This is a genomic window from candidate division WOR-3 bacterium (genome assembly GCA_039804165.1).
Classification (GTDB): domain Bacteria; phylum Hydrothermota; class UBA3072; order UBA3072; family UBA3072; genus JAFGHJ01.
The window spans coordinates 60091-82414 of record JBDRZZ010000004.1 but is presented as its reverse complement, the minus strand read 5'-3'; the positions used below and the strand labels follow the sequence as shown (position 1 = coordinate 82414).

Genomic DNA, 22324 nt, shown 5'->3' with positions numbered 1-22324 from the left:
AAATCAAATAGTTCTTTAATATTAATTAATTATGAATAACATAATTCTATTTATTATAGAGTTTAACCTTTTTGTGAGTTCTTCTATGCCTATGGGTGTTACTTCTTTTGATCTTCCTTCTGGTTTTTCTTTAATGGTTGGAGGGGAATATAAAATTAACTATGATTTTATAGCTTCTTTTTATAATGGGGCAAATTATAAAGTAGAAATATTTGGAATAGCTTTAGGAAAAGAGTTCTTTTTTAAAGAAAGGTTTGGATTTTTCCCCGAAATGGGTATTGTAAAAAGTGAAAGAAGTAGGGAAAGTGGTTTGGAAAAGGGTCTTTTCCCAATTATCTTGGTTCGTTTCTTTTATTCTTTTCCGAAGGAGAAACCCTGTCTGCAGATTGGTTTTTCTTTAAGAGAGGTTTTTAATGGCAAGATGGATGTGGATTTTCTTGATCTTGGTCTTGGTTTTGAGTTGTGAAAATCCTTTTTCTATAAGAATGACAGCTGATTATTTCCCTTTAAAAGAAGGGAATAAGTGGATTTATAAGGTTAAAGAAGAAAATTATCAGGTTGTAGTTGAGGTAATAGAAGATAGAGAAAATTTATTCGGAGTAGATGTAGGGGGCGATCTTCAATACTTTGAGAGGAAGAAAGGAATAGTTAATAAAGTGAGAGATTTGGTAAAAACTTATGAGGGAGATAAAATTTATTTTGGAAAAGTATACGAACCATATCTTTTTTTACCTCCAATTGAAGGAGAAAATTGGGAAAGAGAATTTACATTTTTTACTACCTATAAAGGAGATACAGTAAGGAAATACTTATATATTTCGATAGATTCAGTTAAAAGCACTGATGTTATTTTAAATAACACAAAGTATAATAATGTTTATCAAATGAGGAGGAAAGTAATTGAAGATGAAGATACTCTCCTTCAATACGAATGGTTTGCACCAAATGTGGGTCTCATAAAAAGAGTAATAATGCCAGATTCTATAGTATGGGAACTCCTCTCATACATTGTGAAGGAATAGATAAAGATTCCATAGAGGAATTCGTTCATTATCTACAGGTTGAAAGAGGATTATCAAAAAACACTGTAGAGAGTTATAAGGGAGATGTTATTTTTTTTATGGAATTTGCTAAGAAACCAATTAAGGATATAAATAAAGAGGATATTCAAGCTTATATTGAATACTTAGAGAAAGGGAAAAAGTCAACCACTACTATTGCAAGAAAACTTTCTTCTTTAAGGATGTTTTTTCTCTTTTGGGTTGGAGAAGGGTTAATTGAGACAACTCCAATGAATGAAGTTAAATCTCCTAAGTTAGAAAGGAGATTACCTAAGTTTTTATCAATTGATGAAGTAGAATCTTTAATAGAAAGCGCAAAAAGCGGTGGAAAATATTCCTTAAGAGATCAGGCAATTTTAGAATTGCTTTATGGATGTGGTTTACGAGTTTCCGAACTTCTCAATTTGAGGAAAGAAGATTTATTTTTAAAAGAGGATTTTATAAGAGTTAGAGGAAAAGGTGGTAAAGAGAGAATAGTCCCTCTTGGGAATAAAGCGAAGGAAGCTCTGATTAGATATATAAATGAAGAAAGACCAACTCTAGACCAAAAGAATTCCTCGTTTCTTTTTCTAACTAAAAGAGGTGACAAAATTTCAAGAATGGGGCTATGGAAGATATTTAATCGCTATCTTTTGAAAAGTGGGATAAAAAAAGATGTAACTCCGCACACTCTTCGACATTCCTTTGCGACTCATCTACTTGAAAGAGGTGCGAGTTTGAGAACAGTTCAGATTCTCTTAGGACATTCAGATATATCTACAACCCAAATATATACTCATGTTGATAGAAATTATCTAAGAGATATTCTCTCTTCCTATCACCCAAGAGGATAATATTATATGATTTTTCTAATTCTTATTTCTCTTGTTAATCCTCCGATTGTGAGAGTTAAATATTCGGGTGGAGATTGGTATAACGATCCAGACATTATCCTAAATCTTGCAAAAGAAATAAATAATAGAACCAAGATTAAACTTCCGGAGGAAGAAATTGTGCTTTCATTAGATGATCCTGAAATATATTCATATCCATTTCTCTTTTTAACAGGACATGGGAAGATAAATCTTTCTAAGAAAGAACTGGAAAATCTTAGAAAATATTTATGGAATGGGGGTTTCATTTACGTGGATGATGACTATGGAATGGATGAGTTTTTTCGAGAGGAGATAAGAAAAGCTTTTCCAGAGCATAATTTAGTCCAACTTCCTCAGGATCACGAAATTTACAATATTTTCTATAAATTGCCAGAAGGCTTACCGAAGATCCATGAGCATTATAAAGGAGCTCCCTTAGGCTATGGATTATTTTTGGATGGGAGGCTTGCTTTATTTTATACATATAACAGTAATATTTCGGATGGTTGGGCTTCCCCTTATGTTTATAAAGATCCACCTGAACTCAGAGAAAAAGCTTTTAAAATGGGTATAAATATATATATTTATGCAATGACTCATTAAAGATGAATAATTTAAAAATTAAGAACTTCTTTCCCAAAGAGGAAGAAGATAAAATTATAAGAAATTTGGTCAATAAATGGATAAAATCTCCTTCTTTTATTAAAATTTTTACTAAAAATATCCCTTTAGAACCTTCTTATCCTTTTTGTTTCTCAATGGGGGTGATAGGTAAAGATTGGCCTGGTTTTTCCACAGCTATTCTTGGCGCTATTCATGAGAAGGGTTGGAATGTTTCTTATGAGTCTGGTTTTATATTGGAAGTGAATGGAGAGAAATTAGGGATTATAATAATTGTAGTAGAGATAAGAGACGAAAATGAGTTAAAAAGATTTCAAAAAGACAAGAAAGAAATAATTGAGAATATTTTTAGTATAGGTGTGGGGACCAAAGCAAAGGAAGCTCTTTTGTCAATAGAAGCAAAGAGGCTTGAGGTTTACTCTAAGGTTACAAATATAATAAAGAAAAGCTGTAAAGAAGATTTTGTGAATGAACTTTTAGCTCCAGAAGGAGAAGCTTTTAAGTTCTTTGCTTCTCGGACAAAGGCTTACATTACAGAACGACGACCAGAAGATTTAGCGGAACAAATAATTATGAATTACAAGGCTCAAAAAGAGGTGAAGAGAACAAATGGGAAGATCCAGGTTTATATAAAAAATTTAAAAACAGTTAAAGAGAATCTTACTGGTATCACAGTAGGAGTATACGAGAAAGATATACATTTAAAAGCAATACTTGATTCAATTTCGTTTGTCTTACCTGATTCAAGAATTGTTTATAATAAAGAATTTGTAACCCCAGAAGGAATTCTCATAGCGAGAATAGAAATAACAAATAAAGAAGGTAAAGCTTATCCTCCTTCTTCTTATAATAAGATAAAAAGAGTTTTAGAGAAAATACATAGGAAGGGGAAAGAAACTCCTGTAGGGTTAGAGCATTATTTAAGAGCTATAATTCCTCGCCTAATCACAGAGTTTGAGAAGAGTAAAATTCCACAGGTTTATTTTTCTCTTACAAATTCAACAGAGTTTTTCCTTGAATTTAAGATTTTAATAGTTATTGAAAAAGAAGATGCAGAGAGAAAAAGTAGGAAAATAATAGCTGAATTTAATAAAATAAAGGGTTTAACGCTTCTTTCTTCTCATCAACTGAGACAGCAAGCAAATGCAGGTTTACTTATATTTGACGTAAAAGCTGAACTTGATGAATTTGAAGCAGTTTCTGAACTATATCAAAAAATAAAGGAAGTCTTAATTAAGAATCTTGGAAAAATTCGTGATTTTGATGAAGGAATGAGAGAAATGGATGCAGAAAAGGTGGAAGCTCTTATAAAAGATTTCCCAGACGTTCCAGAAAAGCAAATAGAGAAAATTTATTATTCTTTGGAAGATTTTTGGAGAATAAGCACTCCAAGTTCTGAGCTTTCAAAAATTATGAGAGCAATTTATAAACTTCTTAGCGCTTCTCAGCCTTTTAAGATCTTGTATGATGTCTTAACTATTCAAAATGGCACAATAATGATATTTATTTCTTCAAAGGAAAAAATTATTGCGAGTAAGTTGCTTAAATTTTCTATGAAATTTAATTTAACCCTTTCAAGAATAGAATTGGAAGATAAAAACATTTTAATTGCTCTTATTTCTAAGGAAGGAAAGCCTATTGAGAGAGAGGAAATTGAAGGGATCATCTCAAGGGTAATGAGGAGGTGATTCCTTTGTTTTTATTTTTTATTTTTCTCTCTGGTTTTCTTTCTGTCCTTACCCAGAATATAATAATAAGGGAAATTTATATGATATTTCATGGAAATGAATTAACTTATGGTTTGGTTATCTCTTTTTGGCTTTTTGGAGGTGGAATTGGGGCTCTTTTAGGAAGGAAGATAAATGAAGAAAAGCTTTACCTCAGCTTTTTATTTCTTTCTTTATATTTTCCTTTTTCTATATTTTTACTCCGTTTTTTACCCACTCTTTTAGGTGTTAAATCGGGGGAAATACTTAGTTATTTTCTTCTTATTAAGATTTTATTTCTCCTTATGCCTCTATATTTGGGTTTCGGTCTTATATTTGCTTTAGGACAGAAGAAAATTTCTCGATTAGCTCAAGGTGAACTAAGAGGTATAACAAGACCTTATATTTTTGCTGCAATTGGAGATCTTTTAGGAGGAATCATTTTTTCTTATGTTTTTGTTTTATCTTTTTCTCCAACAAGAAAACTTATTCTTGTAAGTGCTCTTTTTCTAATTCCGGTTATATTACTGAAAGGGAGGAGATTTATTCCCCTTTTTTTGATTTTTCTTTTATTTTTCGCTTTTACGGGAATTGAAGGAACTTTAAAAAGAACCACCGAAAAGTTTTATTTTGGTTTTAAGGTTAGGGAGATAATTGAAACAAAATACGGAAGATATATTGAATTACAAAAGGATGATCAAATTTCTTTTTTCTCAAATGGGGTTCTTTCTTATACTTTTCCAGATGAGCTCACAGCCGAATTTATTCATTTACCTATTTTACTTTCTCCTTCTGAAAAAGAAAATATCCTTTACTTAGGATTACCAAGTCCCGAAGTTATTAAACAGCTTTCTAAATATAAAGAAATTACGATAGTTTATCCAGATACTAAAATCATAGATTTTTTGAGTAAATATTTAAATAAAGAGCTCCTACGAAGGGTAAATTTTATAGCTTCTGATCCTAGACTTTTTCTAAAAAATACCTCAGAAAAGTTTGACGGAATTTTTTTGGGAATGGGTGATCCTCTTTCAATATCGGGTAATCGTTTTTATACTTTTGAATTTGCCAAGCTTCTTTCAAATAGAATGGAAGAGGATGGTGTTGTAAGTTTTCTAATTTCTTCCGGAGAGGACTACTTAAGTGAGAGCGTTTTAGATTATAATTCTCTTATCTTTTGGACTTATAAATCTTATTTCCCTTATTATTACTTTATTCCTGGCTTAACCTTAAGATTGGTTTTCTCAAAAAGTCCTCTTTACTATGAGGAAAAGAGAATTAAAGAAAAGGTAAAAAAGTTAGGGCTTTTTTATTTGGATGAGTACATAATTTTGTCTTCTTTACCTCCTCTGCGGATTCGGGAAATTGAAAAAAAATTAAATAACAATTTCATTGGATTTAATACAGATAATAGACCAAAAGCTTTTCTTCTTTCTCTTCTTCTTCATCTTGAAAAGCAGAATCAAAGATTAAAAATTTTAAAGAATCTTTTTGATACCCCATTTATTTTTATTCTTTTTTTTATTCCAATTCCTATTCTTTTAAAGAAGACAGGTTTTCGGGTTTCTATAATAGGGGCTTTTTCCTTTGGGATTTCTTATTTTTGCGTTTTAATTCTCCAGATTAAATATGGAAATTTATACTATCTTGTTGGGCTTATAACAGGTTCTTTTATGTTTGGAATTGGGATTGGAACCTATCTTTCTGAGAGATTAAAGCTTGAAGATAAGTTAAAAAAACCGTTTCTTTTTCTTTCAATTTTACTTTCTTTTCAGTATCTTTTAATTGAAATAGAGTTTTTTATGCCCTCTATTCTGGTTTTAATACCTATTATAAGTTTTTCTGCTGGGATGGTTGTGGGTTGGACTTATACAAATGCAGGAGTAATTTTTGAAAAAAAGGGTGTAAGAGCTCCTGCACCTTTAGTTTATGCTTTAGATCTTATAGGAGGATGCATTGGAGCTTTTCTTTTCTCTTTTATTTTTTTACCTGTAATAGGCATAATTCCTACACTTCTTCTTTCTTTAGGAATTTGTATCTTTGGATATTTGTTTGCTTAGTGAGAGAAAGCAAAATAACATTAAAATGAGACTAAGCTCTAAAATTGAGTAAAGTGATTATTATTTTCTATATTATTTCAAGATTATTAGCTGTTTTGATAAGCGTTTGTTTCTTGTTATAAATTCAAGAATATATACGCCGTTTGAGAGATCGGATGTGTTAAACTATACAAAATATGTTCCTCTACTTTTTATATCCTTAACAAGGCTTTTTATCTTCTCTCTAAGCAAGTTGTAAAGATTTAAGTTTACAGAGCTTCTTTCAGGAATAGCGTAAATAATAGAAATAGTTGAATTATTAGAGGGTAGCTAGATAACTTAATTTTCATTGGTTCCTTCAAAATTTCGCTTACACAGGTTAAAGTTGTAGTTCCTAAAAAGCCTTAAGTTTTGGGAGGAGCAATTAGACCACCATATTCTAAATTTCTATAATTTCGTATTTGAGAGAAGATAAATCAAGGATTACAAAAGTTGACCTGCCAGAAAGATAACCACATAATTCGCCAGGATTTATAGTAAGGGGATTCTCTTTTATGGTTACTTCATGAGTGTGTCCATAGAGAATTACATCGTAAGAGTTGCTTTTTCTTAAGGCTTCTAATTGATATGGTTCATGCATTATTGCTATATTCTTCCCTTCGATTATTAAATTTGTGGGTCCTTGAACGATTTGGAAGCCGCATTCATTTGCTCTTTTTTGTAGCATTAATTTATCTCCATCATTATTACCAAATATTGCGTAGATTTTTTCGATTTCAAGTAAAGGTATTGAAAAAGGAGAGCAATAATCTCCAAGATGAATGAGATTTTTAATTTCTTTTTCTTTCAAAATTCTTACTGCTTCTTTTATTCTATTTATATTATCATGAGTATCTGAAAAAATTCCTATTAACATTTTTCCCCCCTATCAATTATTTCCCTTAACTGTTTTAATTCTGTTATTTCATAAGTAGGTTTTATTTTTTCTTTATTTTTAATTTGATGAGGATTGAACCAGCATGAGTCAACTCCAAAGTCAATTGCCCCTTTAATATCACTAAACAAAGAATCTCCTACAATTAAGGTTGTTTTCTTTTCTTTATGTCTTATTTTTTTAAAGATGTAATCAAAAAAAATAGGATTTGGTTTTGGAATTCCCACTTTTTCTGAGCTTACTAATAAATTAAAATAATCTTTTAGAGGAGATTTATTCACTCTTTTTTGCTGGACAAAGTGAATTCCATTGGTTATTAATACAATTTTGTATTTCCCAAACAGATGAGAGAGAATTTCTTTTGCTCCTTCTATTGTAAAAGAAGCATTTGAGATAAAATGTAAGTAAATTTTACTAAAAGCTCTTGTGTTTTGTTTTATCTTAAGTCTATTAAACAAAAGATTGAATCTTTCGAATTTTAATTTTTTGATAGATATTTCGTTTTTTTCGTATTTTTCCCATAAATCTTTATTGATTTTTCTATATTCATTTAAAAATAATTCTGGAGAGAAATTGATTTTGAAGAATTCCATACTTTTTTTTAATGCATATTCTTCCGCTTTTTCGTAATCAAGAAGGGTTCCATCAAGATCAAAAAGGATAAGCTCATATTTCATTCTACAAGTTCAATTCTATTTAAATAATCTTTCAAATCCTCTATTCCCTTTTTTATTTTTTGAATATCTTTTTCTTTTGCTGCCATTTCTATAAACCTTCCTATTTCAGATATACCGGTAAAGCCATAACCTCCTCCTGAGCCCTTCATACTATGTCCAATTCTTTCAATTTCTTCGAAATTTTCCTCTTTTAAAAGAGATTCTATATTATTTATGTCTCTTTGTCTATTTTGAAGAAATCCTGGGATGAGGTCTTTTATCTCAGGATCTACTTTAATTATAATCTTTTCTGTTTCGTTCATAACTTATCTCCTTTGGTATAGACCTAATTTATTAGCAAATTCGTGTAAAACTCTAAGAAGAGTTTCCATTCTTACTGGTTTTGAAATATGAGTGTTGCATCCAGCATCCAGGCTTTTTTCAGCGTCTCCTTTTAATGCATATGCTGTAAGAGCAATTATTGGAGTTTCTTTTATTCCATTTCTTTTTTCCCAGGTTCTTATTTTCTTGGTTGCTGTATATCCATCCATAACAGGCATTTGCATATCCATAAGAACTAAATCGTAAACATTCTTCTTAAATTTCTCAAAAGCAATTTTACCATTTTCTGCTATATCCAACTCTACCTTAGATTCCTTTAAAAACGCTTTTAGTAGTAAACGATTGTCTTCTGTGTCTTCTGCAAGCAAGATCTTCATAGGGGGAAGGTCGGTTACTTCTAATTTTTCTGGTTTCTCCCTTATTTTTTTCGCTTTCCATAAACCAAGGGTAGTAAGAATAGCGTTTTTTAGTTCATCTCTTTTGATTGGTTTTACAAGATAGCAGCTAATTCCTAATTTATCTATCATATTTAAGTCTGAGATTCTATAATCCGAGGTGAGCATCATTATTGTGGTAGTTTCTTCGCTTTTTTTGTCTTCTCTTATAAATTCTGCAACTTTAAATCCATCAACTCTTGGCATCCTCCTATCAAGTAAGATTAACCGAAAATGCTTACCTTTTTCTCTTGCTGATTTTATAATTGAGATTGCTTCTTCTCCTCCTTCTGCCTCTACTACCTCTGCAGCCCATGCTGTTAGAATTTCTTTTAAGATAAGTCTATTTGTAGCATTGTCATCTACAATTAAGGTTGAAATCCCTCTTATGTCTACTTCCTCTGGTTCAATGAAGGTTTGGACTTTTTTCTTTTTTGGTATTCCAAATTCTATAGTGAAAGAGAATTCACTTCCTTTTCCCTCTTCACTTTGCACCCATAGATTTCCACCCATTAATTCCACAAGCCGTTTTGATATACTTAGGCCTAATCCTGTTCCTCCAAACTTTCGAGTTGTAGAGGAATCAACTTGTTTGAAGCTTTCAAAAATTATTTCTTGTTTATCTTTTGGTATTCCAATTCCTGTATCTTTTACAGAAAATAAAAGGGGAACGCTTTTTCCTTTTTTACGTCTTTTATTTTCTGCGAGTTTTATGCTTAGAACAACTTCTCCCTTTTCTGTAAATTTGATTGAGTTCCCAATAAGATTCACAAGAATTTGACGAAGTCGGAATGGATCTCCAATGAGTCTTACAGGAACATTTGGACTTATATGGTCTATTAGTTCTAATCCCTTAGAATGTGCTTTGATTGCCAAGATATCGCAAACCTTCTCTACAAGTCTAGGTAGTTCAAATTCGGTTTTTTCAATTTCCATATCCCCACATTCAATTTTAGAAATGTCGAGGACGTCATTAATTATTGAAAGTAAGGTTTCACCAGCTTCTCTTAGAATTTTAAGATAATCTCTTTGTTCTTTTGAAAGAATTGTATTTTCTAAGATTTCGCTCATTCCTATTATTGCATTTAAAGGAGTGCGAATTTCATGGCTCATAATTGCTAAAAATGTGCTTTTTGCAAGAGAAGCTTTTTCTGCTTCTTTTTGAGCTTTAATTAATTCTTCTTTTGCAAGTTTGTTTTCAGTTATGTCTTCATGGATTCCCATTATTCCGATAATATTCCCTTTTTCATCTATAAGAGGAGCTTTCGTAATTAGTAAATGTAGCTTTCCTTTTGGTGTATTTAGTTCTTCTTCTTTAATAAAACTTTTTTTTGTTTTTATTATTTGAATCTCGTCTTCTTGTGCTTTTTTGGCAAAATACTCAGGATAAATATCAAAGTCTGTTTTACCTACTATTTCTTCTGGAGAAGATATTGTAAGAAATCCTTTTTGCTTTATGAATGATTCGCTAACAAAAAGGTAGTGACCTTCTTTGTCTTTAAAGTATGTAGGGAGTGGAGTACTTCTCATAAAACTCTTAAATAGGTTCTCTTCTAAGGAAGTATTTATTAAAATTTTTGAATTTTTTTCTTTAAAATCTTTCATAATAAGATCTTAAGAAAATAAAACCTTCTATATAAATTATATAAGAAAATCAAAAAGTAAAGAGGTAATTAAATTATTTTACTCTCCGAGGTTAATCCGAGTGGGCTCAAAGTAAAGGTAGGGTTCTTCTATCATTTTTATTATTGGCAAGAAAGAGATTTCTTCAAGACCGAAAAGTCTTTCAAAGAACTTTAAGGGTTTTGGAAGAAGAATTATTTTATAATTTCTAACTCCAGCTTCTTTTTCCGCAACCTTAATTGCGTCGAGAAGACCACCATATTCATCAATAAGAGAAATTTCTTTGGCAGATAAACCACTCCAAATTCTACCTCCCCCAATGGAATCTACTTTTTCGAGAGGAATGTTTCTTGAAGTAGAAACTACTTCTATGAATTTGTTATATATATGGTCTAACATTTTTTCAAACATCTTTTTTTCGTAGTAAGAAAAAGGTCTTTGGTCACTAAGAGCATCCGCATGTTTACCCCATTTTACGACATCGCGGGTAATTCCAAGTTTGTTATAGAAACCTTCTGTGACAAATTTTGCTCCCCAAACTCCGATAGAGCCTGTTAGAGTTGTTTTATCAGCCAGTATTTTTGTCCCAGGTGCAGCTATATAATAGCCTCCAGAAGCTGCTATATTTCCTAATGAGATTATTACGGGTTTCTTCTCTTTTAACCTTAAAATTTCTCTATATATTAAATCAGAGGCAATAGAACTTCCTCCTCCAGAATTTATTCTTATAACCACAGCTTTTACTGAGCGATCTTTTCTTAATCCTTCCAGTTCCTTTGATACTGTCTCTGAACCTATTGTAGAGTTTTCAAAAATAGGGAAATCTATCGGTGAACGAGAACTTTTCCCTACAATGATAGAACCTTCAAGGGCTAAAACTGCTATTTTTGGTATGTCTGTTGTCACAAACTCTCTTGGAATTCTTTTCCCTCTCCATAGCTTTCCATCACCTTTAATTCCTATAAACTTTTTTATTTCATCGAAGTAAGCTATGGTATCTATTATTCCTTCTTTTTTTGCCATTTGAGGTGTAAAGGCTCCAAGAGAATCCATAAGATTCTTTATCTTATTCTGGTCTATTTTTCTTGACTCCGCAATTTCTTTTGTAACTACTTCTATAAGATCATCAAGAAATTTTTGTAATTGTTCTCTATCGTATTCGCTCATTTTTTCTCTTTTAAACATCTCTCCAGCTGACTTATATTTCCCTACTTCACTTACTTCCGCTTCTATTCCTAATTTTTCTAAAGCACCTTTTATGTAAAGCTTCGAAAGGTAAATTCCAGGAAAATAAACCATACCTGGAGGAGAAAGAGAGATAAAATCTGCCGCAGAAGCTAAATATAAATCTTTGAAATATAGAAAATCAGAATGCGCAATTAAGAATTTTTCTTTTGCGATCTTTAGGAGTTGAGATCTCACTTCTTCAACTTGAGCAAGACCTAGAGAATTTGGTTTTATGTAAACAACCACACTATCAATATTTTTGGTTTTACTTACATATTCAAGGAGTTCTAATAGGTTAAGAAAGGAGTGTTCTTCTCCTAATAAGTTTCGTGGCGCTGGAACTTCAGGATAATCCCCCTCAATTTCTATCATTATGGAATGAGGTTTTTCTTTAAGCAAAGTGGGATAAGGCACTAAAGAAGCTGTTAAGATTCCTTCACTTTTTTTGTCACCCTTAGAGCCTCCTAAAAGTAAATTGCCAAATGAAAATTCCAAGCCCCCATAAATTTTTCCTTTTCTTAAGTTGTTATTAAATGGTAAAAGAGAAAAATTAATTTTTATCCCTTCTAAGACTTCTAAGCTTCCTGTAAGATTTTGAAGGTAATATTTAGTTTTTTCTGGCCCCCTGTCAACAAAAAAGTCAGAAGATAAGATTAATCTATCCCATCCTGGCATAATAGAAATTCCAAAATTAAAATCATAACCTGATTTACTTGGGAAATTTGTAGTTAATCCTGTTGAGACCCATTTTATAGGTCTTCCTATAAATCCTAAGGTATATTTATTATCCCATGAAGAGTACATATATCCAATAGAAAATTTGTCTTTATAGTGAAATGGGCTTACCCCTGTCATAAATTCAAGGGAATCGTTTATAAAACGAATTCCTCCAGCAAAGCCCAGAAAAGGAATACTTATCGAAGTCCAGAATTCGTCACTTCTTATGGATATCTCAGGACAAGAGTGGATTGATAAACCTGCTGGATTTGAATAAAGAGCTCGGGATCGTTCTACAGTGGCTATTGGGAAACTTATATATGAAAATAAGATTAAAAATAACATTAATTTCCTCCCTTTTCCATTCTTTCAATTATTGCTTCTGCAAATTCTGAAGTTGTTAATGGGTTTACTCCCTCCAATTGTCTTGCAAGGTCATAAGTTACTTTCTTATCCATAAAGGTTTTTTCAAGGCTCTTTTCAATTAAATCTCCTGCTTCTTTCCATCCAATATATCTAAGCATCATAACCCCAGAAAGAATTAAGGAGCTGGGATTAACTTTGTTGAGACCCTTATATTTTGGAGCCGAACCATGAGTTGGTTCAAAAAGAGCAACATTATCGCCAATATTTGCTCCAGGAGCTATACCAAGACCTCCTACTACTGCAGCTGCTGCATCTGAGAGATAATCCCCATTCAAATTTGGGAGAGCGATAACATCATAATCTTCGGTTCTCGTTAAGATTTGCATAAACATCTGGTCTGCAATTCTATCTTTTATCACTATTCTTTCCCCAGGATTCCCTGCTTCTTTTCCTCCCCTTAAATCTTTAAAGAATCCTTCTTTTTTTATTGGAGTAACTCCATCTTCTTCTTTTACCTCATCCCAGAGTTCTTCTTCTGTTATAATTTTGTCTCTGAACTCTTCTAAGGCAACTTCATAACCCCACTCTCTAAATGCACCTTCAGTGAATTTCATTATATTTCCTTTATGAACAAGGGTTACACTTTTTCTATTGTTTAATATAGCATACTGAATTGCCTTTCTCACAAGTCTTTTTGTTTTTGAAATACTTATAGGTTTAACTCCTATTCCTGCGTCATATTCAAGACTTGTCCCCATTTCTTTATTTAAGAAGTCAATGACTTTTTTTGCCTCTTGACTGCCCTGTTTCCATTCTATTCCTGAATACACATCTTCAGTGTTTTCTCTAAAAATTACAATATCCATTTTTTCAGGATTTCTTACAGGTGATGGCACTCCCCGGTAGTATCTTACGGGTCTAACACAAGCATATAGATCAAGAATCTGACGTAATGAAACATTTAAGCTTCTCCATCCTCCTCCTACTGGGGTTGTAAGAGGTCCTTTTATCGCAAGACTAAAATATTTTATTGCTTTTAATGTATCTTGAGGCAGAGGTTCTCCATATTTTTCTAAGGCTTTTTCTCCTGCAAATATTTCAAACCATTCTATTTTTCTCTCTGAATTGTATGCAAGTTTTACAGCTTCATTCCACACTAAGATAGAAGCTTTCATTATCTCAGGACCAATACCGTCACCTTCTATAAAAGGAATTATTGGATTTTTAGGAGTGAGGATTTTACCGTCTTTATTTTCTATTCTTTCTCCTTTTTCTGGAAAATTAAGTTTCTCAAATTGTATCATTCGTACTCTCCAAGTTATTCTACTTTAAAATCACCATATTTTTTGATGTGTTCTTCTATTCCACCGTCTTCAATCAATCTTCTCATAAAAGTAGGTAGGGGAGAAGAGATATAAGTTTCTCCCTTTGTTGTATTTAAAATTTCGCCTTTCTCAAGATCAATTTCAAGAAGATCACCTGAGTTAATTTTATCAACCTCGGCGGAGATGAGTAGGGGTAATCCTATATTGAATGAGTTACGGTAAAAAATTCTGGCAAAAGATTTTGCAATAATACAGGAAATTCCAGATATTTTTAATACTCTTGGAGCATGTTCTCTTGAAGACCCAAGGCCGAAATTTTTCCCTGCTACAATTATGTCCCCAGGTTTTACCTTTGAAGCAAAAGAAGGATCTGCATCTTCTAAGACATGCTTTGCGAGTTCGTTAAGGTCGCTTCTGAGGTGGAAATATCTTCCGGGTGTTATGTGGTCCGTAGAAATATTATCTCCAAATTTCCAGACCTTTCCCATAATTTTTTGAATCATCTTAAATACCTCCTTGGATCGGCGATTTTTCCCTCTATAGCTGTTGCTGCTGCGGTGGCAGGGGAACCAAGGTAAATGAATCCTTGAGGATTACCCATTCTTCCAAGAAAATTTCTATTCTGAGTAGAAAAAACTTTTTCCCCATCTCCAAGGATTCCCTTATGAATTCCTACACAAGGACCGCAACCAGGAGATTCAATAGCTGCTCCTGCTTCTAAAAAAATCTCAATAAGTCCTTCTCTTAATGCATCTAAGAAGACTTCTCTTGAAGCAGGGATAATTATTAACCTCAAATCTGGATGTTTCCTTCTTCCTTTTAAGATGGAAGCCGCTACCCTTAGATCTTCAAGTCTTCCATTTGTGCAGGTTCCTATAAAAACCTCATCTATTTTTACCTCTCCAATTTCAGAAATACCTTTTACATTATCCACGCTATGAGGTAAAGCTATTTTGGGTTCAAGCTCGTTGACTTTTATCCTAAAGGTTTTTTCGAAATTTGCTCCAGAATCAGAATGAATTTCTTTGAATTTATCCCCTCTACCTCTTTTTATGAGATATTCTTTTGTAATAGTATCTGTTGGAATCAATCCTGTTTTAGCCCCAGCTTCTACAGCCATATTAGTTAATACAAATCTCTCGGACATCGTTAGGCCTTCTATTGTATCTCCTTCAAATTCCATAGCTTTGTATGTGGCTCCATCTGCTCCAATTTCCTTTATTATGTGGAGAATTATATCTTTAGAAAAAACACCTTCAGGTAGTTTTCCCTCTATGATAAATCTATAGGTTTCTGGAACTCGAAGCCAAACTTTTCCTAAGGCAAAAGCAAGTGCGATGTCTGTGGATCCCATTCCGGTAGAGAAAGCTCCAAGGGCTCCAGATGTGCAGGTGTGAGAATCCGCACCTACAACAAGATCTCCAGGATTTACCCAATCTTCAATAAGTCTCTGATGACATACTCCTTCTCCAACATCAGAGAGAAATGCCCCTGTTTTTTTTGCAAATTCTCTAATAATTTTTTGTGAATTTGATAGTTCTTTTCTTGGACTTGGAGAAGCGTGATCTATAAAGAGAATAGAATTTCTTTTATCAAAAACTCTTTCAAGATTCATTTTTTGAATTTCTTGAATTGAAAGGGGAGCAGTCCCATCTTGTGCCATAACTATATCCACTTTTGCCACCACAAGTTCTCCGGCTTTAACATCTCGTCCTGAGTGTTCAGAAATGATTTTTTCCGAGATTGTTTTTCCCAATTTTCACCTCTCTTTTAACTCTATGAATTTTATATATATTCTGTTTTTCTGCAACCCCCTTTTTGAATTAAAGATAGAAAAATTTGGTTTAGAACCAGAAATTTTCTAAGCTCTTGACAAAATTTACTATGTTTTTTATTTTCAGAATATAACATGCTATTCTTAGTATTAGAAAAAAAGAGAAATTATATAAATTTTAAAGATTTTTACTTCAATTTAAGAGGAAGAGATTTTGTTAAGGAGAAGATTAAACCTAATAAGTTGAAGGGAAATTTTATAATAAATAACGAAATCATTTTCAATGAATAAAAAAGTTGCAATTATTCAATCAAGTTATATTCCGTGGAAAGGATATTTTGATATTATCAATATGGTGGACGAGTTTATTTTGTATGATGATGCTCAATATACTAAAAGAGATTGGAGAAATAGGAATAGGATTAAGACTCCAGCTGGTCTATTGTGGTTGACAATACCAGTAAAGACAAAAGGAAGATATAAGCAGAAAATAAAAGATACAGAAGTAGCAAGTGAAATTTGGAATAAAGAACACTGGAAAACGATCTCTTCTTTCGCTTATCCTAAAGCTAAGTTTTTTAAAGAATATAAGGAAATTTTTGAAGAAACATATTTAAATATAACCGATAAGTATCTGAGCGAGATTAATTACAAATTCATTAAACTCATTTGTAAGATTTTGAATATAGGAACGAAGATTAGCTGGTCTATGGATTACAAGATTTATAGTAAAGATAGCACAGAGAAGCTTATCGATTTGTGTAAGCAATCTGGGGCAAATGAATATTTCTCTGGTCCTTCAGCTAAAGCTTATATTAAAGAGGAACTTTTTGCATCCGAAAAGATAAAACTTACGTATGTGGATTATTCGGGATATCCAGAGTATGAGCAGCTTTTCCCTCCGTTTGAACATTATGTGAGTATTATTGATTTGATTTTTAATGTCGGAGAAGAAGCTCCAAAATATATGAAGAGTTTTTGATATGGAAATTTCAATAATAACAACTTTGTATAAATCAGAGGAATATATAGAAGAGTTTTATAATAGGATCAAAAAAGAAGTTGAGAAAATAACGAAGGATTATGAAATAATCTTTGTAAATGATGGTTCACCGGATACATCTTTGCTAATTGCAAAATCTTTATATGAAAAGGATCCCAAAGTAAAGATAATCAACCTTTCAAGAAACTTTGGTCATCATAAAGCTTTTATCACAGGTTTAGAACATTCTAAGGGAGAAATAGTTTTTATGATAGATTGTGATTTGGAAGAAGATCCTGAGCTATTAGGGGTTTTTTATAAAAGATTTAAAGAAGGAGATTTTGACCTTTTATATGGAGTGCAAAAAAAACGTACAGGAAGTATTTTTAGGAGGTTAACAGGTTATTTATTTTATAGACTTTTTAATTTGCTTTCCAGTTATTCTGTCCCGGAAAATCCTGTCAGTGCAAGAATGATGAATAGAAGATTTTTGGGAAGTCTTATTAAACATAAAGATAAAGTTCCATATCTCGCAGGACTTATAGCAATTACAGGATTCAAACAAGCATCAATTCAAGTAGATAAACATTCAAGAGGCAAGACTTCCTACACAATTTGGGAAAGGATTTCCTTATTTGTAAATGCTATAACTTCTTTTAGTAATAGACCTCTTGTTTTTATATTCTACCTTGGGTTTTTAGTTTCTTCGATTTCAACTATTTCTGCTTTATATCTCATTATTCGGAGAATTTTCTTTAAGGTTTATTTAAAAGGTTGGCCTTCTTTAATTGTATCAATTTGGCTTTTAGGAGGATTAGTTCTTCTTTGTATTGGAATTATAGGTATTTATCTTGCAGAGATTTTTTTGGAGACAAAGGAAAGGCCTTATACAATTATAAAAGAAATTTATGAACACAATGAATCAAAAAATAATTCCTAAAATCATTTTTGTTACAGGTTGTTATAGATCTGGAACCACTCTTTTAGAGAAGCTTTTACATTCTCATAAAAAAATAGTTGTTGCTTCCCAGCCTTTTCCCGTTCTTTATTTTTATGCCAAGGAAAAGTTCTACGAAAGTATTTCTATTAAAAGACGTTATCCTCTTGGGCATCTCTTTTTGGAAAATTCCTACAAATTAGAAGACTTTTATGCTTTTCTTGAAAGAAGAGTTTTTTCTCAATTAGATTTATTAGAGATTTTTAAGAGATTAGAAGAGTACAGAATAGGCCTTTGGACTCCAGAAATTTTAGGTTTCCGGGATCGTTTTAATCCGGGTAAATTTTTTGAACTATATACACAGCTGAATGAATTCATTCTTGAGATTTTTTTTAGAGAAGGGGTTTCTTACGTGGGAAGTAAAGAAATTTTATGTGAGGAATATGTTCCTTATTTATTATCTAAGAAAGTTAAGATTATAATTATATTAAGAGACCCAAGAGATATGATAACTTCTCTAAATTTTCAAAAGAGAGGTAATTTAGCTGGAGAGATAAGACCAATTTTATATAACTTGAGATTGTGGAGAAAAAGTGTAGCTTTTGCTATTGAATGTGAGAGATTAAGTAATTTTATGTGGATTAAATATGAGGATTTGGTTAAAAGACCTTTAGAAATTTTGAATAAAATTGCTTCCTTTTTGGGAATTGAAGAATTTCCTTTCAATATTTTGAAAGAAGAAATTAAGGATCAGTATGGTAGGGAATGGAGGGGTAATTCTTCCTTTAAGACTCAAAACTTTATTTCAAAAGACTCTATTGGAAAATATAAGGATTTTTTGTCAAGGGACGTTGTTGCTTATATTGAAAGTTGTTGTTTGCCTGAGATGAAATATCTTGGTTATAAATTAAGCCAAATAAAAGATTTTGATGATAAAGTTCTCTACTCTTTTAAAGAACCATTCCAAATAACTCATAGGAAATTTTCTGACGGACTTGATTATTCTTCTATTAATGTAAAGGAAGAAATAGAACGGTATGATAAGTTAATTCAAGCAACTCCTATTTCTAATGAAGAAGCGCGAAGATGGTTTTTATTTGAAAGTGCCTATCTTAAGTATAGGTCTTTGTCAAATGAGAAAAAGTAAAATTTTAGTTTTTTGTAGATTGATTATTAGTTCGGGGTTAATTTCCTATCTTGTTTTTCTTGTTGATTGGAGGAAGACTTTTTTGATAATTAAGAATCTGGATAAAATTTATTTTATTATTGCATTTCTTTTATGTTTTTGGGGGATTTTTTTTGGAGCTTTAAGGTGGCATTTAATTTTTAAGGAGAATAAAATTAATTTTTCAATTCTTCAAGCATACAAAGGCTACCTAAGTGGGAATTTTTATAACATTTTTCTACCAGGAATTATCGGAGGAGACTTTATAAGAATTGGGATAAGTTGCTTTGAGACAAGATGTGAATTAAGTATAGCTACTGGGGTTGTTTTCTTGGAACGCCTTTTAGGTGTGATTTCTCTATTCTTCTTTCTATTCTTTAGTTATTTTTTTCTTTTAAAAAGATTATCTTTTACTCTTTTTTTTAAAAGAATATTACTTGCAATAAGTTTTCTTCTTTTTATTTTTATTCTATTAATTTTAATAATTCATTTCAAAAGTATTAAAAACTCTAAGAATAAAATTTTTTGTTTTATTGATAGGATCTTAAAAGCGTTTTTCTCTCTTAGATGGAAAGTTCTTGTTTTTGTTTTAGCCCTTTCTACTCTTTTTCAAGGTGTGGATATTTTTGTTTCTTTTTTATTGGCAAAGGCAATAAATATAAATTTATCTCTAATTGTTTTTTGGGGGGTAATGCCTTTGGTCTATTTCCTAACGATTTTGCCTATTTCTATTGGAGGTCTTGGTGTGCGAGAAGGAAGCTTAGCCTTTCTTCTTTCCAAATTTGAAGTTCCTTTAACAGAAGGGATAACTTTTTCTTTTCTTATCTACCTTAATAAAATTTTTGTGGGAATTGTTGGAGGTTTATTCGAAGTCAGAGAATATTTCAGGAGGAGAAAAAATGGGAAAACATAAAATTCCTTTTAACCAGCCTGGTATTTTGGGAAGAGAACTTGAGTATGTGAGAAAAGCTATAGAGGAAAATAAGTATACAGGAGGAGACGGATTTTATGGGAAGAAGTGTGAAGAATTATTAGAGAATATTTTGGATGTTTCAAAAGTTTTACTAACAACTTCTTGCACCCATGCTCTTGAGATAGCAGCTATTTTACTTCAGATTAAACCGGGGGACGAAGTTATACTTCCCTCTTTTACTTTTGTTTCTACCGCAAACGCTTTCCTTTTGCGAGGAGCCAAACCTGTTTTTGTTGATATAAGGCCAGACACTTTGAACTTGGATGAGAAAAAACTCGAATTTTTAATAACGGAAAGGACAAAAGTAATAGTTCCTGTTCATTATGGAGGTGTTGGGTGTGAGATGGATTTGATATGTAAGCTAGCTAGGAAATACAGTATTTATATTGTTGAGGATAACGCTCATGGATTTCTTGGTAAGTATAAAGGTAGGTTTTTGGGTTCTTTTGGCACCTTCGGTGCTTTGAGTTTTCATGAAACAAAAAATTTTTCCTGTGGAGAGGGGGGGGCTTTAATAATAAATGATAAGAAATTTATAGAGAGAGCCGAGATTGTTAGAGAAAAGGGAACAGATAGAGCTAAATTTTTTAGAGGGGAAGTGGATAAGTATACCTGGAAAGATATTGGCTCAAGCTATGTTCTTTCAGATATACTTGCAGCATTTCTCTTTGGCCAATTAGAGAAAAGGAAATTTATACAAGAAAAAAGAAAACAAATATGGAATTTTTATAAAGAAAATTTATCAGATTGGGCTATCTCAAATGGAGTTAAGATACCTTTCGTCCCTTCTTATTGTGACCAATCTTACCATTTATTTTATATTTTACTTCCTTCTTATGAAATTAGAAATAAATTAATTTCTCATTTAAAAAAGAATGGTATCTTAAGTGTATTTCATTATCAGCCCCTTCATCTTTCTCCTATGGGAAGGAGATTTGGTTATAGGAAGGGTGATTTACCGGTTACTGAGGATGTAAGTGATCGTCTTCTTAGACTTCCTTTTTATAATACGATGGAAATTTGGGAGCTAAGAGAGGTTTGTAAAGCTATTTCTGAATTTAGAATTTAACGTTTTTATTGAAATCTTGACAATTTTGTTTTTAACATTATTATAACTTTATATAGGGGCCGTGGCGCAACTGGTAGCGCGTCTGACTGGCAGTCAGGAGGTCACGGGTTCAAGTCCCGTCGGCTCCAAAAAGAGAAGGGAGATTGAAAATTTATGAGTAAAAAATTTGTTTTCTTTATATTATTGGTTTTGATTTCCTGCACTGGAGAAGAGTTTTTTGCTGGAATGGCTTATAGATTGAAGGCAGAAGCTGGTCTTAAGGAAATAAGAAATGCTCTTGAGAGATATATGTTAAAGAAAGGACAGTATCCTTCTGAGGTAGGTTGGGAGAGGAGTTTATATCCATATTTTAAAAAGGAAATAAATCCTGAGCCAAAATGGATAACAGAGAAGAGAATGGTTGTAATGAGAGCTAACACAAAAATCACTCAATGTGAAGGTGCAATAAGGGAGTTAAAAAGAGATCTTGTTTATGCAGATAGCTCTTTACAGAGAGGCATTTCTAAGTATCTTCTTTCAATTGATTCGGCTTTTACTTATGCATCTTATGAAGTTAAAGAAGCAAGAAGTTATGAGTATAGGAATGTGGCTTCTGAGATAAAAGCTCTTTATGATTTTATTTCAAAAATTGATGTAGAGAAAAAAAAGAAAGAGATATTGAATTCAATGGAGAGAGAAAAAGAGGAACTGAAATCTCTTATAAATGAAATTAGAGATAATCTTTTAATAAGGGATGAGCTAAAGAAAACGGACCTTGTTGTAGAAGAAACGGTTAATGCTTTATTTACTCATATTGAAAAAAAGTTAGATCATCCTCTTTTAGAAGTTAAAGGAAAATTAATTCCAAGAGATACAGTAGATACAATTGCTCTATATTCGGATAATATAAAAGGACAAATTGATAAAATTATAGAAGCGCTTAATCCTGAAGGAGATTCTATTTTAATCCAACAATTGAAGAATTTTGATCAGAAGATGTTTACCTATGTAAATGGAAAACAAAGGATTTCTTTTGTTGAAAGGCTTTCTGAAAGCAAAAAGAAATTACCTGTTGCGATGGAGCTTTTTAACTCCTTCTATACCGAAAGAGGTGAAGTTATAAATGCAAATAAAGTTTTAAGTGGTTATTCCGCTCTCGGAAATGCTTCTTCAATGGTAAAACGTTATGAAGAAGAAAATGATTCTCTTCCAAAGGGAAATCTTTATGAGTTATTTAAAGAAGAAGAAGCAATGAAGGAATTAAGAAGAGATCTTGCAAAGGATCCTTATTTAGAGCTTACAAAAGACGGATATATATTAAAGTCTCAGGCTTTAGATGCAGATTCTACTCCATTGGTGATGGTAGTTAGGTTCGTTAACAATTATGGAGAGCTTGTTAAGGAGTGTTTTGGGGAAGGGGGGGGACCTTTTTATGAAACAGATGAGACTCAAAGCACTTATTTTTTATGGGCTAGGGCAAGAGATGTGGAAAAAACGATTGTTTCAACAAGACAAAAGGCAAAAGGAAAGGAGGAATAAG

The 22324-nt window shown here is 32.0% G+C and carries 20 protein-coding genes and 1 tRNA gene; 13 read left to right on the top strand and 8 right to left on the bottom strand.

All coding sequences use genetic code 11. The annotated features are described in order from the left end of the window. The first annotated feature begins 31 nt into the window (after window positions 1-31). Genes ABIN61_03095 through ABIN61_03070 form a run of 6 tightly spaced genes read left to right on the top strand, consistent with a single transcriptional unit; the run spans window position 32 to window position 6302 of the window. Window positions 32-466, top strand: coding sequence for a hypothetical protein (locus ABIN61_03095; protein MEO0293193.1), 435 nt, complete (start codon window positions 32-34; stop codon window positions 464-466). Beyond that, complete coding sequence (locus ABIN61_03090; GenBank protein MEO0293192.1) at window positions 414-1022, top strand: hypothetical protein; 609 nt, start codon at window positions 414-416, stop codon at window positions 1020-1022. The genes ABIN61_03095 and ABIN61_03090 overlap by 53 nt, the downstream gene beginning before the upstream one ends. Next, window positions 989-1894 (top strand): site-specific tyrosine recombinase XerD, encoded by a 906-nt coding sequence (gene xerD / locus ABIN61_03085; GenBank protein MEO0293191.1) that lies wholly within the window; start codon window positions 989-991, stop codon window positions 1892-1894. The genes ABIN61_03090 and xerD overlap by 34 nt, the downstream gene beginning before the upstream one ends. A gap of 6 nt (window positions 1895-1900) precedes the next feature. Further along, on the top strand, window positions 1901-2518 hold the full coding sequence (locus ABIN61_03080; GenBank protein MEO0293190.1) for a DUF4159 domain-containing protein: 618 nt from the start codon (window positions 1901-1903) through the stop codon (window positions 2516-2518). A gap of 2 nt (window positions 2519-2520) precedes the next feature. Then, window positions 2521-4224: a hypothetical protein gene (locus ABIN61_03075; GenBank protein ID MEO0293189.1), complete on the top strand. Its 1704-nt coding sequence runs from the start codon at window positions 2521-2523 to the stop codon at window positions 4222-4224. Between the two features lie 5 nt (window positions 4225-4229). Next, window positions 4230-6302 (top strand): hypothetical protein, encoded by a 2073-nt coding sequence (locus tag ABIN61_03070; protein MEO0293188.1) that lies wholly within the window; start codon window positions 4230-4232, stop codon window positions 6300-6302. Between the two features lie 418 nt (window positions 6303-6720). Here the strand turns inward: ABIN61_03070 and ABIN61_03065 are convergent, their stop codons facing one another. From ABIN61_03065 to ABIN61_03030, 8 genes are all read right to left on the bottom strand, one after another. Then, a complete protein-coding gene (locus tag ABIN61_03065) occupies window positions 6721-7197 on the bottom strand; it encodes a metallophosphoesterase (GenBank protein MEO0293187.1) in 477 nt (158 codons plus the stop codon). Continuing rightward, complete coding sequence (locus ABIN61_03060) at window positions 7191-7892, bottom strand: YjjG family noncanonical pyrimidine nucleotidase (protein ID MEO0293186.1); 702 nt, start codon at window positions 7890-7892, stop codon at window positions 7191-7193. Before ABIN61_03060 ends, ABIN61_03065 begins: the two co-directional genes overlap by 7 nt. Beyond that, a complete protein-coding gene (locus tag ABIN61_03055; GenBank protein ID MEO0293185.1) occupies window positions 7889-8194 on the bottom strand; it encodes an Hpt domain-containing protein in 306 nt (101 codons plus the stop codon). Before ABIN61_03055 ends, ABIN61_03060 begins: the two co-directional genes overlap by 4 nt. 3 nt (window positions 8195-8197) lie before the next feature. Beyond that, complete coding sequence (locus ABIN61_03050) at window positions 8198-10252, bottom strand: response regulator (protein MEO0293184.1); 2055 nt, start codon at window positions 10250-10252, stop codon at window positions 8198-8200. A gap of 78 nt (window positions 10253-10330) precedes the next feature. Next, the gene (gene sppA / locus ABIN61_03045; protein ID MEO0293183.1) at window positions 10331-12559 is read right to left on the bottom strand and encodes a signal peptide peptidase SppA; all 2229 of its coding nucleotides are present in this window, start codon (window positions 12557-12559) and stop codon (window positions 10331-10333) included. Next, window positions 12559-13884: an isocitrate dehydrogenase (NADP(+)) gene (icd, locus tag ABIN61_03040; protein MEO0293182.1), complete on the bottom strand. Its 1326-nt coding sequence runs from the start codon at window positions 13882-13884 to the stop codon at window positions 12559-12561. The genes sppA and icd overlap by 1 nt, the downstream gene beginning before the upstream one ends. Before the next feature lie 14 nt (window positions 13885-13898). Then, window positions 13899-14408: a 3-isopropylmalate dehydratase small subunit gene (locus tag ABIN61_03035; protein MEO0293181.1), complete on the bottom strand. Its 510-nt coding sequence runs from the start codon at window positions 14406-14408 to the stop codon at window positions 13899-13901. Beyond that, complete coding sequence (locus ABIN61_03030) at window positions 14405-15661, bottom strand: 3-isopropylmalate dehydratase large subunit (protein MEO0293180.1); 1257 nt, start codon at window positions 15659-15661, stop codon at window positions 14405-14407. The genes ABIN61_03035 and ABIN61_03030 overlap by 4 nt, the downstream gene beginning before the upstream one ends. A gap of 301 nt (window positions 15662-15962) precedes the next feature. Here ABIN61_03030 and ABIN61_03025 point away from each other — a divergent pair, with 301 nt between their 5' ends. The 7 genes from ABIN61_03025 to ABIN61_02995 all read left to right on the top strand — a co-directional run bounded on the left by ABIN61_03025 (window position 15963) and on the right by ABIN61_02995 (window position 22323). Continuing rightward, window positions 15963-16661, top strand: coding sequence for a WbqC family protein (locus tag ABIN61_03025; GenBank protein MEO0293179.1), 699 nt, complete (start codon window positions 15963-15965; stop codon window positions 16659-16661). Window position 16662: 1 nt separating this feature from the next. Continuing rightward, window positions 16663-17601, top strand: coding sequence for a glycosyltransferase family 2 protein (locus ABIN61_03020; protein ID MEO0293178.1), 939 nt, complete (start codon window positions 16663-16665; stop codon window positions 17599-17601). Next, window positions 17579-18745 (top strand): sulfotransferase domain-containing protein, encoded by a 1167-nt coding sequence (locus tag ABIN61_03015; GenBank protein MEO0293177.1) that lies wholly within the window; start codon window positions 17579-17581, stop codon window positions 18743-18745. Before ABIN61_03020 ends, ABIN61_03015 begins: the two co-directional genes overlap by 23 nt. After that, window positions 18732-19676 (top strand): lysylphosphatidylglycerol synthase transmembrane domain-containing protein, encoded by a 945-nt coding sequence (locus ABIN61_03010; GenBank protein MEO0293176.1) that lies wholly within the window; start codon window positions 18732-18734, stop codon window positions 19674-19676. Before ABIN61_03015 ends, ABIN61_03010 begins: the two co-directional genes overlap by 14 nt. Continuing rightward, window positions 19663-20805 (top strand): dTDP-4-amino-4,6-dideoxygalactose transaminase, encoded by a 1143-nt coding sequence (rffA, locus tag ABIN61_03005; GenBank protein MEO0293175.1) that lies wholly within the window; start codon window positions 19663-19665, stop codon window positions 20803-20805. The genes ABIN61_03010 and rffA overlap by 14 nt, the downstream gene beginning before the upstream one ends. 55 nt (window positions 20806-20860) lie before the next feature. Then, window positions 20861-20933, top strand: a tRNA-Ala gene (locus ABIN61_03000). A 25-nt stretch (window positions 20934-20958) separates the two neighbouring features. Next, window positions 20959-22323: a hypothetical protein gene (locus ABIN61_02995; GenBank protein ID MEO0293174.1), complete on the top strand. Its 1365-nt coding sequence runs from the start codon at window positions 20959-20961 to the stop codon at window positions 22321-22323. The last annotated feature ends 1 nt before the right edge of the window (window position 22324 follow it).